The sequence below is a fragment of the Pseudomonas sp. CCNWLW23 genome (assembly GCF_037095675.1).
Classification (GTDB): Bacteria; Pseudomonadota; Gammaproteobacteria; order Pseudomonadales; family Pseudomonadaceae; genus Aquipseudomonas; species Aquipseudomonas atacamensis.
Genome location: NZ_JBAWKM010000002.1, coordinates 36,995 through 53,808, shown reverse-complemented (window position 1 = coordinate 53,808; position 16,814 = coordinate 36,995). Strand labels below are relative to the sequence as shown.

Here is a 16,814-nt window from a genome sequence, read left to right as displayed (position 1 = left end):
TCAGTGCAGGGTGACGGCCCTGCGACTTTCCCCGATGCGGATCCGGTCGAGGGCGCGGTTCAACGCATCCAGTGCATCGAGCAGCGCCTTGGCCTCGGCCTCACGCCCGTCGCCCCACAGGCGTTCGGCCATTTTGTTCAAGGCCAGAATGGCGCGTTCGATGTCGGCTGCGCTGGGGTTGCTGTCAGGGGGTGGTGGTTTTTTCGGCATTCAGGGTTCCTCGGCGGTCGGCAAACCACCATACCGCCAAGGCGCCGAGCTATACAGCCAGAAGTGTCGCCGATCAGCAGCGAATGCTGTCTGATCAGCAAGCCGCCCCAATCAACCCCGCCTCGATAAACCGCACCGAACTCTCCAGCGCCTGCTGCCCCTCGGCCAGCATGCCTGCGTAGAAATGCCAGGCGTGAAACATGCCGGGCCACACTTCGAGATTGACCCGGACGCGGTTGTCCGCCAGGTGATTGGCCAGACGCATGGCGTCACTGAGCATCAGTTCGTTTTCGCCGATCTGTACCAGAATCGGTGGCAGTCCGGTGACGTCGGCGAACACCGGCGACGCCAGCGGATGGTTGGCCAAGGTGTCGCCGAGAAAGGCTCGCGCGAGGATATCCAGCACGGGCTTGGAGTTTAGCGGGTCAAGGCCTTCACGATTGCTCATGGAGGCGCCGGTGTGTTCGAGGTTGGCCCATGGCGAGATGGACGAACCCACTGCGGGCAAGGGCAAGCCTTTGGATTTTGCCGCGACCATCACGCTGACCACCATCGCGCCACCCGCCGACTCGCCTGCGAAGGCAATCTTGCTGGCGGCGATGTTCTGCTCAAGCAACCACTCATAGGCGCGCAAAGTGTCATCGATGGGGGCGGGGAACTGATGCTCGGGTGCGAGGCGGTAATCCGGCATGTACACCCGCGCGCCAAGCATTTTTGCGTAGTTGCCGCCGATGCCGTGGTAGCCGTCAGGTCGACCGACGATGTAGGCGCCGCCGTGGATGTACATCAGCACCGCGTCGGTCTTGAGTTCATCCGGAGTCACCAGCGTAGCGGGCACGCCGCCCATGTCGACTGCTTCAAATCTCACGCCAGCCGGTGGTTGATTCTGCCCGAGCATTTTTGCGTAGGCATCGCGGATGTCGCTCATCTTAGTGGTGGTATCGATACCCTTCAGCACGGGCACCAGATCGCTGAGGCTGTTGGCCCAGGTTTGTACAGCTGCTTTTACTTCAGTGTTCATATGACCTCGATCAGACGTTAGTGATGGCTTAACTAATCGAGATGGTATGCTCATGATTGGGGAATAGGGTTCCCCATAACCGGTGCCAAGCCGCTTGAATGCCAAACCCGGAGGCCTCATGGAACTGCATAACCTGAACGACATCGCCGCCTTCGTCGCCTCGGTGGATACCGGAAGTTTTACGGCGGCTGCCAGGCAACTCGGGCTGACCCGCTCGGCCGTTGGTAAATCGATCGTGCGGCTTGAATCGCGTTTGCAGGTCCGCCTGCTCAACCGCACCACCCGCAGCCTGAGCCTGACCGACGATGGTCGGGTGCTGTATGAGCGATGTGTGGGCATCTTGCAGGATCTGGACGAGGTCGAAGAGGCTTTGGCGTTCCGCCGTTCGACGCCCAGCGGCCGCTTGCGCATGAGCCTGCCGGTAGCACTGGGCCGGCTGCACGTTGTGCAGCACATCGAGCGCTGTCTGAGAGACTGGCCGTCGCTCGCCATCGACGCGACGTTTTCCGATCGGCTGGTCGACCTGATCGACGAGGGTTTCGATCTGGCGATTCGCATCGGTCCGCCCAAGGAAGACTCCGGGCTACTCACGCGCACGGTGGCTTACCAGCAAATGATCACCTGTGCCGCGCCCGATTATCTGAATGAACATCCGGCACCGCAGACACCCGAAGATCTGGCCGGGCATGCGTGCCTGCACTTCGTCAGCGGCGGCCGATTGCTGGCGTGGAATTTTCGCGTCAATGGTCAGCCTGTGCCGGTCATTCATGCTGGACGGCTGCAGATGGACAGCGCTGAAGCCTTGCATCAGGCGACTGCCGCAGGCCTCGGTATCGCGACGTTGCCATCCTATGTGGTCAACGATGACTTGCGCAGTGGCAAGCTCGTGCAGTTGCTCGCAGAGCACGCCGAGGCTGCCGAGCCGATCCGGGTGATTTACCCGAGCAAGCGACACCTGTCGCCGAAGATTCGCCTGTTCATCGACAGGCTGGTGGAAGCGTGGTCACCGGCGCCTTGGGACTGATCAGCCCCCATAGGAGCTGTGCCGCAAATTCACAGCAGGTGTGCTTTTTCAGCTATATCCAGCCAATCTTGGCGAGCCGTACTCTTGCAAACAGTGGCGCAGAAACTTGCGTGTCATCGCCACTGTAATCCGACGATGTCTGTGCTCGGCACGGATCATTTGAAGGAACAATAAAAACAATATCTGCGGGAGATGAATCCAATGAGACTCGCTCAAGAGGAAGCCGTGGCCGTGGCGGCTACCGCGAAAAGCTGGCTGAAAGCTGCCGGCATCCTGCTTTGCCTGTCCACCCCGGTCGCCGCGCTCGCGGACATCAGGATCGGCGCGCTTTATCCCCTGAGTGGATCCCTGGCGTTACTGGGCGACGAGAGCTTCCGTGGCCTCGAACTGGCCGTCGCCGAACGAAATGCCTCGGGCGGTTTGAAGGGCGAGCCGATCAAGTTGCTCAAGGCCGACGCAGTCGATGCGGGACAAGCGGTCGGTGCCGCGCGCCGGCTCACCTCTGTTGAGAACGTCACTGCTGTATTTGGCAGCTATTCCTCGGCGCTGTCATTTGCGGCCACGCAGGTGACGGAGATGGCGGGGGTGCCGTTTTTCGAATTGGGTGCGGTGTCCGACCACATCACTGAGCGTGATCTGAGCTACGTGATGCGCAGCAACCCGACCGCCAGGAATTTCGCCGAAGGCACCATCACCGCCATCACGGACATTGTCAGCCCGTCGCTCAAGGTCGATCCGAAACAATTGAAGGTCGCGATCATCCACGAGGATGCGCTGTACGGTACAACCATCGCCGGGTTTCAGAAAAAAATCGCTCAGGAGCAAGGTCTGAATGTGGTCGAGGTACTACCGTATTCGGCCAAAGCGGTCGATCTCTCATCGCTGATCCTGCGTTTGAAAGGCGCCCAGGCGGATGTGGTATTGCAGACCAGTTATCAGAACGACACGACGCTGTTTTTCCGCCAGATCCGCGAAGCCGGTTTCAGGCCCAAAGCCGTTATCGGCGCCGGCGGCGGCTATTCCATGCAGGACACGGTCAAGGTCGTCGGCGCAGCCAATATGGAAGGCGTGCTTGATGTCGATTTCCCACAGTTCCAGACCAATGAAAACGGCGCTCCCGGTATCGGGGCGTTCGCCAAGGCATACAAGGATCGCTACGGCAGCGAACCGCGCTCGGGCCACAGCCTGATCAACTATGTCGGGGCGAAGATATTCCTCGATGCCATGGAAAACAGTACTTCGCTGGACGCCGATGCGATCCGTGCCTCGGTGGCAACCATCGATATTCCTCTCGGCGGTACGGCTGCCGGCATCGGTGCCAGGTTTGGCAAGAACGGCCAGAACCAGCGCGCCAATACGGCAATCATGCAGTGGCAGAACGGACTGCTGAAAACCGTTTACCCCCAGGCAGCCGCCGTTGCCCAAGCGCGTTTTTCCGACCAACCCTGATACCTGAACCCCGCAATCTGCTGAAGCTTGATCATTGAGCTTCACGGGTTCGTTCGCTCGCAAAGAGGGCGCCAACCGTGGAAATTTTCATCCAGCTCCTGTTGAACGGCTTATTGCTCGGTGGCACGTTGGCCATCATCAGCATCGGCCTGACTCTGATTTTCGGCATCGTGCGAGTGGTCAACTTCGCCCATGGCGAGTTTCTGATGATCGGCCTGTATGCCGTGTACTTGCTGAATTCGCACTTCGGCATCCACCCGTATATGGCGATCATTCCTGCGACGATCCTGTTGTTTGCCGCTGGTGCGGCAATGCAGCGTTTCATCATTCAGCCGTTGCTTGGCGCTGAGGGACATATCCAGATTTTCGCCACCGTGGGCGTCTCGATTGCCCTGATGAACGGCGCGTTGCTGATCTTCGGTGCCGACGTCATGACGGTGAAGAACATCAACGTCGGTACCACAACCGTCAGCTTTGGCGCCTTTCGCGTCAGCAGCGGTCAGTTGATCACTTTTGTCGCGTCGCTCGCACTGGTCGCGGGGCTGCACTGGTTTTTGCAGAACACCTTTCTCGGCCGGGCCGTCCGCGCTACTGCACAGCATCGCAACGCGGCGCAACTGATGGGTGTCAACGTCAAGAACATCTATGTGTTTGCCTTCGGCCTGGGTTGCGCCTGCCTGGGCGTCGCCTCGGGACTGATCGCTCCGCAATATCCGGTCTTTCCAACCGTTGGCACTTTCTTCGTGCTGACGGCGTTTGTGATTGTGGTGCTGGGCGGTCTGGGCAGCCTGTCCGGCGCACTGATCGGTTCAATGCTGATCGGCATCGTCGACAGTCTCGCCGGTTACTACATCGCGCCAGACCTCAAGGAGGTCGTCTATTTCACGATTTTCCTGGGCATCCTGGTGTTTCGTCCGACAGGTCTTTTCGGCGCCGGTCGCGGGTCTGAGTGAGGAAAATGGTCATGAATATTTTGCACCCGCGTGTCTATGTCAGTGCACTGGCCCTGGCGCTGTTACTGATCATTCCATTGAGCGTAGGCTCGCCGTTCGTTTATCACCTGTTCATCCTCATATGCAGTTATGCGGCACTGGCCAGTGCCTGGAACATCGTCGGCGGGTTTGCCGGCCAGCTGTCGTTGGGGCATGCCGTGTTCTATGGAGTGGGCGCTTACACGACGACGCTGTTGATGATGAAACTGGGCATCAGTCCATGGATCGGCATGTTCGCTGGCGCAATCTTGTCGTCGATTGTCGCGGTGCTGATCAGTTGGCCATGCTTCAGATTGCGCGGGCCGTTTTTTGCCTTGGCGACCATTGCGGTGCTGGAGGTCGTGCGTCTGGTGGCGATCAATCAGCATGACGTGACCGGTGGTGCGGCAGGGCTGGGCGTACCGCTGAAGCTCGGTTTCGAGTGGATGTTGTTCCGCCCGCGCTGGCCGTACCTGCTGATCGCCTTCGCGTTTCTGGTCATCACATTGGCAGTGTCGTGGAAGATCAAGAATTCCCGACTGGGTTATTACCTGATCGCCGTGCGTGAACGTGAAGACGCCGCCCATGCGGTGGGCGTGAACTCGGTCAAGGTCAAGCTGATCGCCGTGGTGTTGTCCGCATTTATCACCAGCCTGGTCGGCAGCTTTCACGCGATGTACCTGACCTTCATCGAACCCGGCTCGATGTTTTCTCTGGAGATGTCGATTCAGATCGCCATGTTCGCGTTGATTGGTGGACTGGGCACGGTATCGGGACCGCTGATCGGCACTTTGCTGGTGCTGCCGCTGGCTGAACTGGCACGCGGCTGGTTGGGCGATCTGGGCAGCGGGGTGCACGGTCTGGTCTATGGCATCGTGCTGGTCGCGGTGGTGTTGACTATTCCGCAAGGCGTGGTGGGGCGTTTTGGGGCCCGGATATTTGCCTGGATCGACTCATTGCCCGGCGGCCGTCGTCCGATGGCAAATACAGAAGCACCGATCGGGCCGACCTTGGCGCAAGCCCACTCGGCCACGCACGGTGAGCCGGTTCTGGTCGCAGAAAACCTGCACAAGTTCTTTGGCGGACTGCACGCCACCAACGATGTTTCGCTGAGCTTGGCCGAAGGCGAAATCGTGGGTGTGATCGGCCCGAATGGCGCCGGCAAAACTACGGTGTTCAACCAGCTCTCCGGATTTCTCCTGCCGTCCAAAGGCCAAGTGAAAGTGCGCCTGCTCAATGGCGACTGGGTCACCCCGAGCAGCCCGGCCGAGTTCGCCAGGGCAGGCATTGGCCGGACCTTTCAGATCGTCCAGCCATTCGCTGATTTGAGTGTCTGCGAAAACATCATGCTCGGTGCATTCATGCACACCGCCGACGCGAAGGAGGCGAGGGCGATCGCCGAGCAAGTCGCCGAGCTGACCGAACTCACCGCGCTGCTCGACACCCGGGCGCGCAACTTGACGGTCGGCGGCATGAAGCGCCTGGAAATGGCCCGCGCCCTGGCGACGCGCCCGCGCATCCTGCTGCTCGACGAGGTCATGGCCGGCCTCAACCCGACGGATGTTGCCAAGGCCGTCGCAGTCATTCGCCGGGTGCGTGATTCGGGTGTCAGCGTGTTGATGATCGAGCACTTGATGCAAGCCACCATGAGCCTTTCTGACCGCATCGTCGTGATCAGTTCCGGCACGCTGCTGATGCAGGGCGCGCCTCATGATGTGATCAACGATCCTCAGGTGATCGAAGCCTACCTCGGCAAGGAGTACAGCCATGCTTAAACTCGACAACGTCCACAGCGGCTATGGCGGTACGGAGATTCTTCGTGGCGTGTCGTTCGAGGTCAATGCCGGTGAGGTGGTGACCATCGTCGGCGCCAACGGCGCCGGCAAAACCACGACCCTGCGCAGCTTGTGCGGCATCGTCACACCGTCCCAAGGCACGATCGAATTCGAAGGCCAGCGCATCGATGGCAATCGCCCCGATCAGATTGTCGACGCGGGCCTGACACTGATACCGGAGGGGCGCCAGTTGTTTCCCTTCATCAGCGTGCGCGACAACCTCTTGATGGGCGCCTACAAACGCAGTGCACGAGCAGGCTACAGGCAGCGTCTGGACAATATTCTCGATCTGTTTCCGAGGGTGCGCGAACGCCTTGATCAGAACGCCGGGACACTGTCGGGCGGCGAACAACAAATGGTTGCCATCGCCCGGGGCCTGATGGCCGAGCCGAAATTGTTGATGTTTGATGAGCCGTCGCTGGGCCTGTCGCCGCTGCTGGTATCGCAGGTCTTCGAGATCATCGACAGGATTCTCCAGTTGGGCACCACCGTGTTGATCGTCGAGCAGAACATCGTTCATACGCTGCGCATTGCTCATCGCGGTTACGTGCTGGAGAACGGCGAGGTGGTGCTCAGCGGCACCGGCCAGGAACTGCTGGAGAACCCGCACGTCAAGCGTGCTTATCTGGGGCTCTGACCCAGTCCATTCATCTGCAAGCGAGAGAAGGTCATGACTCATTCCAGACACGCCGGGCGCACCGTATTGGTCACCGGCGCCGGGGGCGGCATCGGTGCGGCGATCGCGCGGTTGTATTGCGAAGAAGGTGCAGCCGTGGCGCTGCTCGATGCTGATGCCGACAAGGTGCAACAGCAGGGCGTGGCGTTGCGTGATGCCGGTTTTGCGGTCGCGTGGGCGCAGGCTGATGTCGCGAGTTTTCAAGACTGCGCTGCTGCCTGCGAGCGCGTGCAAGGTGAGCTTGGCCCCATCGATACCCTGATCAACAACGCCGGCATTTCGCCCAAACACCACGGCGCACCCGCGCCGATCTGGACCATGGCGCCGGATGAGTGGCTGCGGGTGGTCGATATCAACCTCAATGGCTCCTTCAACCTGGTGCGAGTGCTCGCGCCCGGCATGGTCGAGCGCCGGTTCGGGCGCATCGTCAATATGTCTTCGGTGGCGGGCAGCGCGTTCTTGCCGATTGTCGCAGCGCACTACAGTGCGACTAAAGCCGCAATCATCGGCTTTACCCGCCACCTGGCCGGCGAACTCGGGCCGTTCGGTATCACCGCCAATGCGCTGGCACCGGGACGAATCGAAACGCTATTGCTCAAGACCGTATCAGCCCAGGCCAATCAAGCCGTGGTCGACGAGACACCGCTGCGCAGGCTGGGCACACCGCTTGAGGTGGCAAGGGCGGCGTGTTTTCTCACGTCAAGCGAAAGCGACTTCATTACCGGCCAGGTGGTTGATGTCGCGGGCGGCTGGTTGATGCGCTGATGACTTCTTGCGAGGACGTTTGTCATGGTTAAAACGATGGGATTTCCCGGGCGCTACGAGCAGGGTCCGAATGCATTGCAACAATTGGGCAGAGTGCTGAACGACATGGGCCGATCACGGCCGCTGGTGCTTTGCGATGAGTTTGTCGCCCGGCATCTATGGCCGCAGGTTGGCGCCGCGTTGCAGGACCAGGGATGGGAGCCATTGCACATCGAGTTTCCCGGCGAGTGCACGCGCGCTGCGATTGCGCAGTTATCCGAGCAGGCATTGCTGCACGCCCCCGACACGATCATTGCGCTGGGCGGTGGCAAGACCATCGATACGGCGAAGGGGCTGGCGGCCAATCTCGACGTACCGATCATTGTCTGCCCCACGATCGCTTCAAGTGACGCGCCAACGAGTCGGCTGATCGTGCTTTATGACGAAGAGCACAAAGTGGTGGGCGTGGAGTTCCTGAAGATGAATCCCGCTGCGGTGATTGTCGATACAGAGGTCATCGTTCAGGCGCCGGCACGGTTCTTCGCGGCCGGGATCGGCGATGCCATCAGCAAGAAATTCGAAGCCCGACAGTGCTACGCCGCCGGCGGCCACAACTCTTTCGGCACACCGCCGCTGCACACGGCATTGATGCTCACCAACCTGGTTTTCGACACGCTGATGCAGTACGGCGTCCCGGCTTATCAGGCGGTGTGTCGCCATGAACTCACCGATGATGTCGAGCGGATCATCGAAGGCACCGTGCTGATTAGCGGTGTCGGTTTCGAGAGCGGTGGTTTGTCACTGTCCCATGCCCTGGTTCGGGGGCTGACCGCGATACCGGCGATGGCGTCGATGCTGCACGGCGAACTGGTAGCGTTCGGCACGCTGGTGCAGATGGCGGTGGAGGCGCGACCGGTCGAAGAGATTGAACAGGTCGCGCGTCTGTTGCACGCGGTGAAGCTGCCTGTGACGTTCGCTGAGCTGGGTCAGCGCACGCCATTGACGACGGCGCAGATCACTATCCTCGTGGACGCGACCTTATCGGCGGCATACGCCAGAAACATGCAACCGCCCTTGACCTACCAGCGCCTGGTGGAAGGATTGGCGGCGGCTGACAGCCTGGGTGCGCGGTTGATCAGAGGCTGCGCGAAGCCGCCCGCGATGCTGTGATCCTGCGTCACAACAGGTATGACCAAGTAGCTGTTTTCTCCCGTACAGCGACGCCATAACCTTTCCCTCAAGCGAAATCCTGGCGCAATCAAGTGCTGTGAGTTCGTCAAGAAAACCTAGAGGCCTGACTATGAATACTCCTGTTAAACCTGATGAGCTCGCCATTGCGTACCAGTTGCCGCAAGTTCCATTCATGACGCCCGACATGGTGCATCCGGGCGTCATGACGCAGTGGCTTGAAGACGATGCGCTGTGGGTGCCGGTAACGAAATCTGTCTCCTTCAAGCCATTGCTGCTCAACACCAGCGGCGGCTATTACATCAACCTGTTGCGGGTGCGTCAGGCCGGCGTGCTGTCGCGTCACCGCCATACCGGCGGCGTGCATGCGATCGTGCTCAAGGGTCGCTGGTACTACCTGGAGCATGACTGGGTCGCGGAGGAGAGGTCTTTTGCCTATGAGCCGCCCGGTGAAACGCATACCCTGTTCGTCCCCGAGGATGTGAGTGAAATGATCACCTGGTTCCACGTGCAGGGTGGCTACACTTACGTCGATCCGCAGGGCGTTGCCGTGGGTTACGAAGATGTGTTTACCAAGCTTGAAGCCGCCCGAGCGCATTACAAGACGCTGGGTTTGCCGGACGACTACATCGAACAGTTCATTCGCTGACCCGGCCCCCATGAAAAAGCGCGCTTCGGCGCGCTTTTTCATGAGCGTTGAGACATCATGCCTTCAAGCTTTTCGCCAGGACCGGCCATGGACAATTATTCGCAGCTACTCGCTTTTATCTGGTCTACCGAATGTGGAAGTTTTTCTGCTGCCGCGCGCGCCCATCACCTGACGCCATCAGCGGTCAGCAAACTGATCACCCGCCTGGAAGATCGCTTGCAGGTCCGGCTGTTCCAGCGCGGCTCGCGCGTGCTGACGCTGACCGAGGAGGGCGCCGCTTACCTGCGCAGCGCCAAAGCCGTCGTCGAAGCCATGAACGAGGCGGACTCGCTGGCCGAGGCGTTGCCCTCCAGAGTCAGTGGCACCCTGCGCATTCACACCATGACCTCTTTCGCCAAACACCAGATCGTGCCGTGGCTGCCCGAATTTCTGGATTTGTATCCCTCACTGGACGTTGAGATTCAACTCGGTGCGCAATTCGTCGATCACTTCGAGCAAGGGCTGGATATCGCCATCCACAGCGGCGTATTGCCCAGCTCATCACGCATTGCCAGACGCATCGGCGAATGTGAATGGCTGATCTGTGCCTCGCCGCAGTACCTGGCTGAACACGGCACACCAACCACACCCGCAGATTTGCTGAATCATCGTTGCTTCAATTTCAGCTTCGTCAGCCCGTGGAACAAATGGTCATTTTTGCAGGATGGAGACGGCGTCTCGGTACCGGTGACCGCCAGCGCGTCTTTTACTCAAGGCGATCTGTTGCGCGACATGGCGCTGTCAGGCGCTGGCGTGGTGAAGCTTGCGGACTTTCATATCGGGCTTGATGTAAAAGCGGGAACGCTGGTGCCGTTGCTTGAGGATTTCAAAACGGGTGTGGTCGAGCCGATCTACCTGCTTTATTCGGATCGCAAGCATTTGAGTCCACGGATACGAGTGTTCATCGAGTTTTTTCAGAACAAGTGGCGTGAGCATCCGTGGAAAACTGAAAGCTGGCTGTAAAAGACTGGCGTCAGCGACGGACTACTCCGTCGCCAACAGCCTCTTTACCTCAGCCACAATCACCGCAATATCAAACGGCTTGGGCACCACCACATCAAACAGATCCGAACGCTGCATGCCGATGTGCGCTTGCGCGCCACTCATGAGAATGATTGGCAAGTGTTTGACGGACGGCTGGGCACGCACGGCTTCGGCGAATTCGAGGCCGTCCATGACTGGCATCATGAAGTCGGTAATAACCAGCGCCGGGCGTTCTCTTTCCAGCACCTCGAGCGCTTTCTTGCCGTTGCTCGCGGTCACGGTCATGAAGCCCTCATCCTCAAGCGCAAAGCCAAGAATGTCAGCAATCAGATACTCGTCGTCGACTACCAGAATGGTGGTCATGTTATTTCAACCCGCTTGAAGACTTACGAAATTGAACCAGGCAATGACTCAGCTGCGACTGAAGGTTCATTTTTCAAAGCCTTTTCCAGGAACACATCTTGATCGCGTACAACCACCTCGAACCGCGACGGGTTGTAGGAGCTATCGCGTACCTTAAGAATGGAAAGCGTCCTGCGAAGTTCAGCGTGATTCTCAAAGAAACGCATGAGGATCAGGTTGTCGACAATACTGGACAGGTCAGAGTTCGGTGCGCTGACCTCGGATCCGAACAAATCGCGCATTTCCCAAGAGGCAAAGACCGTCACGCCTCTGGACCGCAGCTCGTTCATCAATGCACTGAAAAAGTCGGTGATGCGTTCCGGTGTGGTTGAAACCCGAGTCATGCCGCTGAGGCTATCGATGAACAGGCGTTTGATGCCTTTCTCATCGACCAGGCTCAGCAGGCGTGCGCCGAGGCCATCAAGCAAACCCTCCGTTGTTGGCTGCCAGGCAATGCTCAATGCGCCGCTGTGTTCCATGTGTTCAATATCGATGCCCAGCGAACGGCCTTTCAGGCGCAGGCGCTGCGGGCTTTCATAAAAACCGAAATGCAGTCCAGGCGCTTCGGCCGTAGATTGCGCGAGAAACTTCAGGCCCAGCGTGGTTTTGCCGATGCCGGAAGGACCCATGACCAGCGTCACGCTGGAGCTGTGCAAGCCGCCACCGAAGATCTCATCGAGCGACGCAATGCCGCTTGGAATGCGCGTCATGTCCGCGCTGTCAGGGGCGGAAGGGCGCTTGTAGAGACTTTCGAGGCGCGGGTAGACGACCAGGCCGTTATCGGTGATTTCACATTCGTGAAGACCGGTCAACGCGCCGCTGCCGCGAGTCTTGCGCAAATGAATGCGGCGCACCGAACGGGTACCGAACAGCTCTTCACCCATTTCGATGACGCCGTCGACCATAGTGTGCTCGGGGCTGCCGTCGTCCAGGCGCGAGCTGGTCAGGAACAGCACGGTGCAACCGGCAAATGCGGCATGGCCTTGCAGTTCAGAGATGAATTTTTTCGTGTCGATCGGCGAGTCGGCTTTGGAGCGTGCATTGAGCAGGCCGTCGACGACCATGACGGTCGCCTTCTGGCGGGTGATTTCGCGTCGCAGCAGCTTCACGACTTCATCGAGGCCTTCGTTTTCCAGCGTATCGAATGCGCTGACAAACTGAATTTCGGCGCCGACTCGCGAGGCGTCGAAAAAACTCATGGTCGACAGGAACTGGAACAGGCGGTCGTGGGACTCGGCCAGCAACGTGGCGACCAGCACACGACCGCCATTACGGGCATGGTGAAACCCTAGCTGGTTGGCAAGGATGGTCTTGCCGGAGCCCGGGCGCCCTTGAATGATGTATGAGGCGCCGGCGACAAAGCCCCCCTGAAGCAGCGCGTCGAGCCCTTCGATCCCGCTTTGAAGGCGTTTTAGCTTTTCCACAATGCGACCCTGATCTGAATAAACAGGCTTGTTCAGCCGAATGAGTGAAATGCTAACGCCATTTCCGGTTGAGGGCCATAAAGGCTGGGGAAAAGTAGCGTTTTTGCAATGTGAACCTGGCACGTGACTGCTCGGGATCAGGGGGTAGTGACAAGTCCGGCACAGGAAGATTCGATTTTTCGAAACCCGGAAGCCGATTACATCCATAGGCGCTGCTGCGGACCATTAGGGTAGCGCTTGCCACCTTGCTTTCATGAAATCGTCACAAAACTGCTGCAGAGTTCGGGAGCCCGTAATCACTAGGTGTCATTTAATGAAAAGTTTGATGAAGTCTGCTGCGCTCGCCATTGCGGTATCTGTTTGTGCCACCTCGGCCTCCTTTGCAGCAGAAAATGTTCGCCTGACGGGGTCCGGAGCAAGTTTCCCGGCGCCGATCTATCTGACCTGGTTCAAGGATTTCAGCAAGAAATCCGATGGCGTCACTGTCGATTACCAATCCAAGGGCAGTGGCGCGGGCGTACAGGACTTCTTGAACAAAACCGTGGATTTCGCTGCCAGTGACTCGGCAATGAAAGACGAAGATATCGCCAAGGTCGCCGAAGGCGTGCAGTTGCTGCCAATGACCGCCGGGGAAATCGTGCTGGCCTATAACCTGCCGGGCAATCCCAAGGGTCTGAAGCTGCCACGCGACGTCTATTCCAATATTTTCCTGGGCAAGATCACGCGCTGGAACGATCCGCAGATCGTCGCAGCCAACCCGGACCTGAAACTCTCCGATACGCCAATCACCGTTGTCGTGCGTGCAGATTCCAGCGGTACGACCGCGGTATTCACCAAGCACCTGGCAACCGTCAACGCCGAGTTCAAGCAGGCGTTGGGTGAGGGCAACACCGTCAACTGGCCGGCCAGTGACAAGTTCATCAAATCGCCGAAAAACGATGGCGTAACCGCTACCGTACGCCAGACCCCTGGTGCGATTGGTTACATCGAATATGGCTTCGCCAAACTGGCCAAGGTCGACTTTGCCCAGTTGCAGAACAAGGCCGGCAATTACGTCGTGCCAAACGCCGAAAGCGGCGCCGAGGCCCTGGCGGCGGTGAAGATGCCGGAAAACCTGGTGGCCTGGCTGCCTGATCCGGACGGTGCCAAGTCCTATCCGATCACCTCTTATACCTGGATGATTTTCCGCAAGGACAATGGCAACCCGGCCAAGGCCAAGGCCATGCGTGAAATGGTCGAATACAGCCTGACCGAGGGGCAGAAGATTGCCGATTCGATGGGTTACATCCCGTTGCCGCAATCGGTCGTCGAACAGGTTCGCAAAGCGTCCGCCAATATTCAGTAACGCCGTGAGGTCTCTCTCGGCGTGTGCGTCTGCGCCACGCCGGGAGAGTTTTCCCCCTGTTCCGGACTTAGCCCATGAACAAACCTTTTGTCGTACCGGTTAATCCCGACTCTGCCTGCCAGCCACCCTCGACGAAGGATTTTCTGGTTGATCGCACCTTCCGCGCGCTCGCACGCATCGGTGTGGTACTGATTCTGGCGCTGGTATTTGCACTGGTGTTCGAAGTCGGACGCAAGGCACTTCCCGGTATGGAAAAGCACGGCTTCGATGTGCTTCTGGGCAGCGTGTGGGACGTCAACCAAGGCAAATACGGCATCCTGCCAGCCATCTGGGGCACGCTTTACAGCGCCTTCATCGCGTTGCTGATCGCCGGTGTTTTTGGCGTGAGCATGGCGATTTTCCTGACCCAGGATTTCCTGCCAACCAAGCTCGCTGCGCTGTTTCGCACCATCGTCGAACTGCTCGCGGCCATTCCCAGCGTGGTCTATGGCCTGTGGGGGATCTATGTGGTGATTCCGGCGATTCGGCCGCTGACCACTTGGTTGAACAGCGAACTGGGCTGGATACCTTTTTTCGGCACGTCCCTGAGCGGTCCGGGCCTGCTGCCCGCAGCGCTGGTGCTCGCCATCATGATTCTGCCGACCATTGCCGCCGTGTCGCAGGACGCGCTGACGGCTGTGCCAATGAAAACCAAACAAGCCGCGTACGGCATGGGCACAACCCATTGGGAAGCGATTCTCAAAGTGATGGTGCCTTCGGCCGCCACCGGCATTTTCGGCTCTCTGGTGCTGGGCCTGGGCCGCGCGCTGGGTGAAACGATGGCGCTGGCCATGCTGGTCGGCAATGCCAACAACATTTCCCTCTCGTTGTTTGCACCGGCCAACACGCTTGCCGCTCTGCTGGCGCTGAACTTCCCCGAAGCCGGGCCGAACGAGATCGAGGTGTTGATGTATGCCGCGCTCGTACTGATGTTGATTACGCTGATCGTGAACATTTTCGGCTCGATGATCATGATGTACGCCCAACGGGGTAACAAGTGATGACTGATCTGACCGCAGCAACAGACCTGACGGCGCCAACCGGTGCGATGCCCAGTTTGCAACGCAGGTTCGAAGGCCGCGCGCTGCGTAGCCTGATCCTGACCACCCTGGTCTGGGCAGGTGCTTTGCTCGCCAGCGTACCGCTGATTTCCGTGCTGTACATGCTGATCACTCGTGGTGGCGCGCGTCTGAACCTGGAAGTCTTCACCGAACTGCCGCCGACCGGCTTCGAGATGGGCGGCGGTTTCGGCAACGCGATGGCGGGTACCTTTGTGATGGTCGGTATCGCGGCAGCAATCGCGGTGCCGGTCGGAATCATGGCGGCCATTTTTCTGGCTGAACTGGGGCCGGATAGCAAGCTGGGGAACGCCGCGCGTTTTGCCGCCAAGATGCTTACGGGCCTGCCATCAATCCTGGCAGGTGTATTTGCCTACGCCTTGGTAGTGATGACCACCGGCACGTATTCGGCACCGGCAGGTGGCGTGGCACTCGCCGTCCTGATGCTGCCTATCGTGGTGCTGACCGCAGAAGAATCGATGCGGATGGTGCCCAAGATCATGAAAGATGCTGCTTATGGCATGGGCTGCACCCGCTCGCAGGTCATCTGGAAAATCATCTTGCCGACCGGCATGCCGGCGATCCTGACTGGTGTGATGCTCGCCGTGGCGCGTGCCGCAGGCGAGACGGCACCGCTGTTGTTCACCGCGCTGTTCAGCAACTACTGGATCTACCACCAGGGCAATCTCGATGTCATGAACCCGACTGCCTCGCTGGCGGTGCTGATCTACAACTTCTCCGGCATGCCTTTCGATAACCAGCTCGAGCTCGCATGGGCGGCCTCGTTGGTGCTGGTGATGATCGTGCTGTTCGTGAACATCATCAGCCGGATTTTCGGCAAGCCCAAGTATTAAGAACGGGAGCATCTGATTTTGAACGTATCCACTGCGCAAATTGCCGCTCCGTTTGTCACCCAGGCGCCTGTAGTCATGGACTGCAAACTGGACAAGATTTTCTACGGCAACTTCATGGCAGTACGTGACAGCCACGTGCCCATCGAGAAAAACAAGATCACCGGATTCATCGGTCCCTCAGGCTGCGGCAAAAGTACCGTGCTGCGCAGCCTCAACCGGATGAACGATCTGGTGAAGGGCTTTCGTTTCGAGGGCCATGTGCATTTCCTCGGGCAGGATGTCTATGGCAAGGGCGTCGACCCGGTCGTCGTGCGCCGCTACATCGGCATGGTGTTTCAACAGCCCAACCCGTTCTCGATGAGCATCTTCGACAACGTGGCGTTTGGTCTTCGCCTCAATCGCTACAAGGGCGATATCGGCGACCGGGTCAAGCATGCGCTGCAAGGCGCCGCGCTGTGGGACGAAGTCAAGGACAAGCTCAAGGTCAGCGGCCTGTCGCTCTCCGGTGGCCAGCAACAACGCCTGTGTATCGCCCGGGCGATCGCCACTGAGCCGGAAGTCCTGCTGCTGGATGAGCCTTGTTCAGCACTGGACCCGATCGCCACCCGACGCGTCGAAGAATTGATGGTCGAGTTGAAGAAGGACTACACCATCGCACTGGTGACCCACAACATGCAGCAAGCCATCCGTGTTGCTGACACCACGGCGTTTTTCTCGGTGGATATTTCCCAGGGCACACGCACCGGTTATCTGGTCGAGATGGGCCCGACCGCGCAGATCTTCGACAACCCGCGTGAACAGATGACCGGCGATTACATCAGCGGCAAGTTCAGCTAAGTCACAGCACCGGTCACGGCCGCCTACCTGCACAAGCCAAATGGATTTGGCGGGCACCGGCGGAC

General features: G+C 59.1%; 17 protein-coding genes. 13 read left to right on the top strand and 4 right to left on the bottom strand.

All coding sequences use genetic code 11. From position 1 onward, the window contains the following. Together V8J63_RS03450 and V8J63_RS03445 are read right to left on the bottom strand one after the other, a co-directional pair. Complete coding sequence (locus tag V8J63_RS03450; protein WP_071172316.1) at positions 1-210, bottom strand: hypothetical protein; 210 nt, start codon at positions 208-210, stop codon at positions 1-3. 94 nt (positions 211-304) lie between these two features. After that, positions 305-1,231 (bottom strand): alpha/beta hydrolase, encoded by a 927-nt coding sequence (locus V8J63_RS03445; protein WP_177434140.1) that lies wholly within the window; start codon positions 1,229-1,231, stop codon positions 305-307. A gap of 118 nt (positions 1,232-1,349) precedes the next feature. On the opposite strand from V8J63_RS03445, the gene V8J63_RS03440 reads away from it, so the two are divergent. The 9 genes from V8J63_RS03440 (at position 1,350) to V8J63_RS03400 (ending at position 10,769) form a co-directional block, all read left to right on the top strand. Continuing rightward, positions 1,350-2,255, top strand: coding sequence for a LysR family transcriptional regulator (locus V8J63_RS03440; protein WP_336463577.1), 906 nt, complete (start codon positions 1,350-1,352; stop codon positions 2,253-2,255). Positions 2,256-2,456: 201 nt separating this feature from the next. Next, complete coding sequence (locus V8J63_RS03435; protein ID WP_016774568.1) at positions 2,457-3,704, top strand: ABC transporter substrate-binding protein; 1,248 nt, start codon at positions 2,457-2,459, stop codon at positions 3,702-3,704. Positions 3,705-3,781: 77 nt separating this feature from the next. Next, entirely contained in the window at positions 3,782-4,657 is an 876-nt protein-coding gene (locus V8J63_RS03430; RefSeq protein WP_016774569.1) for a branched-chain amino acid ABC transporter permease, read from the top strand. 11 nt (positions 4,658-4,668) lie between these two features. Next, the gene (locus V8J63_RS03425) at positions 4,669-6,450 is read left to right on the top strand and encodes a branched-chain amino acid ABC transporter ATP-binding protein/permease (protein WP_336463576.1); all 1,782 of its coding nucleotides are present in this window, start codon (positions 4,669-4,671) and stop codon (positions 6,448-6,450) included. Further along, complete coding sequence (locus V8J63_RS03420; protein ID WP_016774571.1) at positions 6,443-7,147, top strand: ABC transporter ATP-binding protein; 705 nt, start codon at positions 6,443-6,445, stop codon at positions 7,145-7,147. Before V8J63_RS03425 ends, V8J63_RS03420 begins: the two co-directional genes overlap by 8 nt. A gap of 33 nt (positions 7,148-7,180) precedes the next feature. Beyond that, positions 7,181-7,951, top strand: a complete 771-nt coding sequence (locus V8J63_RS03415; protein ID WP_197890108.1) for an SDR family oxidoreductase — start codon at positions 7,181-7,183, stop codon at positions 7,949-7,951. A 24-nt stretch (positions 7,952-7,975) separates the two neighbouring features. After that, on the top strand, positions 7,976-9,100 hold the full coding sequence (locus V8J63_RS03410) for a glycerol dehydrogenase (protein WP_336463575.1): 1,125 nt from the start codon (positions 7,976-7,978) through the stop codon (positions 9,098-9,100). Between the two features lie 130 nt (positions 9,101-9,230). Then, complete coding sequence (locus V8J63_RS03405; RefSeq protein WP_336463574.1) at positions 9,231-9,767, top strand: 2,4'-dihydroxyacetophenone dioxygenase family protein; 537 nt, start codon at positions 9,231-9,233, stop codon at positions 9,765-9,767. Between the two features lie 87 nt (positions 9,768-9,854). Beyond that, positions 9,855-10,769, top strand: a complete 915-nt coding sequence (locus V8J63_RS03400; protein WP_071172325.1) for a LysR family transcriptional regulator — start codon at positions 9,855-9,857, stop codon at positions 10,767-10,769. Between the two features lie 21 nt (positions 10,770-10,790). On the opposite strand, the gene V8J63_RS03395 is transcribed toward V8J63_RS03400, so the two are convergent. Together V8J63_RS03395 and V8J63_RS03390 are read right to left on the bottom strand one after the other, a co-directional pair. Further along, the gene (locus V8J63_RS03395) at positions 10,791-11,153 is read right to left on the bottom strand and encodes a response regulator (RefSeq protein ID WP_122746352.1); all 363 of its coding nucleotides are present in this window, start codon (positions 11,151-11,153) and stop codon (positions 10,791-10,793) included. Between the two features lie 23 nt (positions 11,154-11,176). Then, the gene (locus V8J63_RS03390; protein WP_016774586.1) at positions 11,177-12,616 is read right to left on the bottom strand and encodes an ATPase domain-containing protein; all 1,440 of its coding nucleotides are present in this window, start codon (positions 12,614-12,616) and stop codon (positions 11,177-11,179) included. A 313-nt stretch (positions 12,617-12,929) separates the two neighbouring features. Here V8J63_RS03390 and pstS point away from each other — a divergent pair, with 313 nt between their 5' ends. The 4 genes from pstS to pstB all read left to right on the top strand — a co-directional run bounded on the left by pstS (position 12,930) and on the right by pstB (position 16,749). After that, positions 12,930-13,961, top strand: a complete 1,032-nt coding sequence (gene pstS / locus V8J63_RS03385; protein WP_122610441.1) for a phosphate ABC transporter substrate-binding protein PstS — start codon at positions 12,930-12,932, stop codon at positions 13,959-13,961. Positions 13,962-14,035: 74 nt separating this feature from the next. Next, a complete protein-coding gene (pstC, locus tag V8J63_RS03380; RefSeq protein WP_024012838.1) occupies positions 14,036-15,001 on the top strand; it encodes a phosphate ABC transporter permease subunit PstC in 966 nt (321 codons plus the stop codon). Next, entirely contained in the window at positions 15,001-15,912 is a 912-nt protein-coding gene (gene pstA / locus V8J63_RS03375; protein WP_016774590.1) for a phosphate ABC transporter permease PstA, read from the top strand. The genes pstC and pstA overlap by 1 nt, the downstream gene beginning before the upstream one ends. 75 nt (positions 15,913-15,987) lie before the next feature. Next, positions 15,988-16,749: a phosphate ABC transporter ATP-binding protein PstB gene (gene pstB / locus V8J63_RS03370; RefSeq protein WP_016774591.1), complete on the top strand. Its 762-nt coding sequence runs from the start codon at positions 15,988-15,990 to the stop codon at positions 16,747-16,749. The last annotated feature ends 65 nt before the right edge of the window (positions 16,750-16,814 follow it).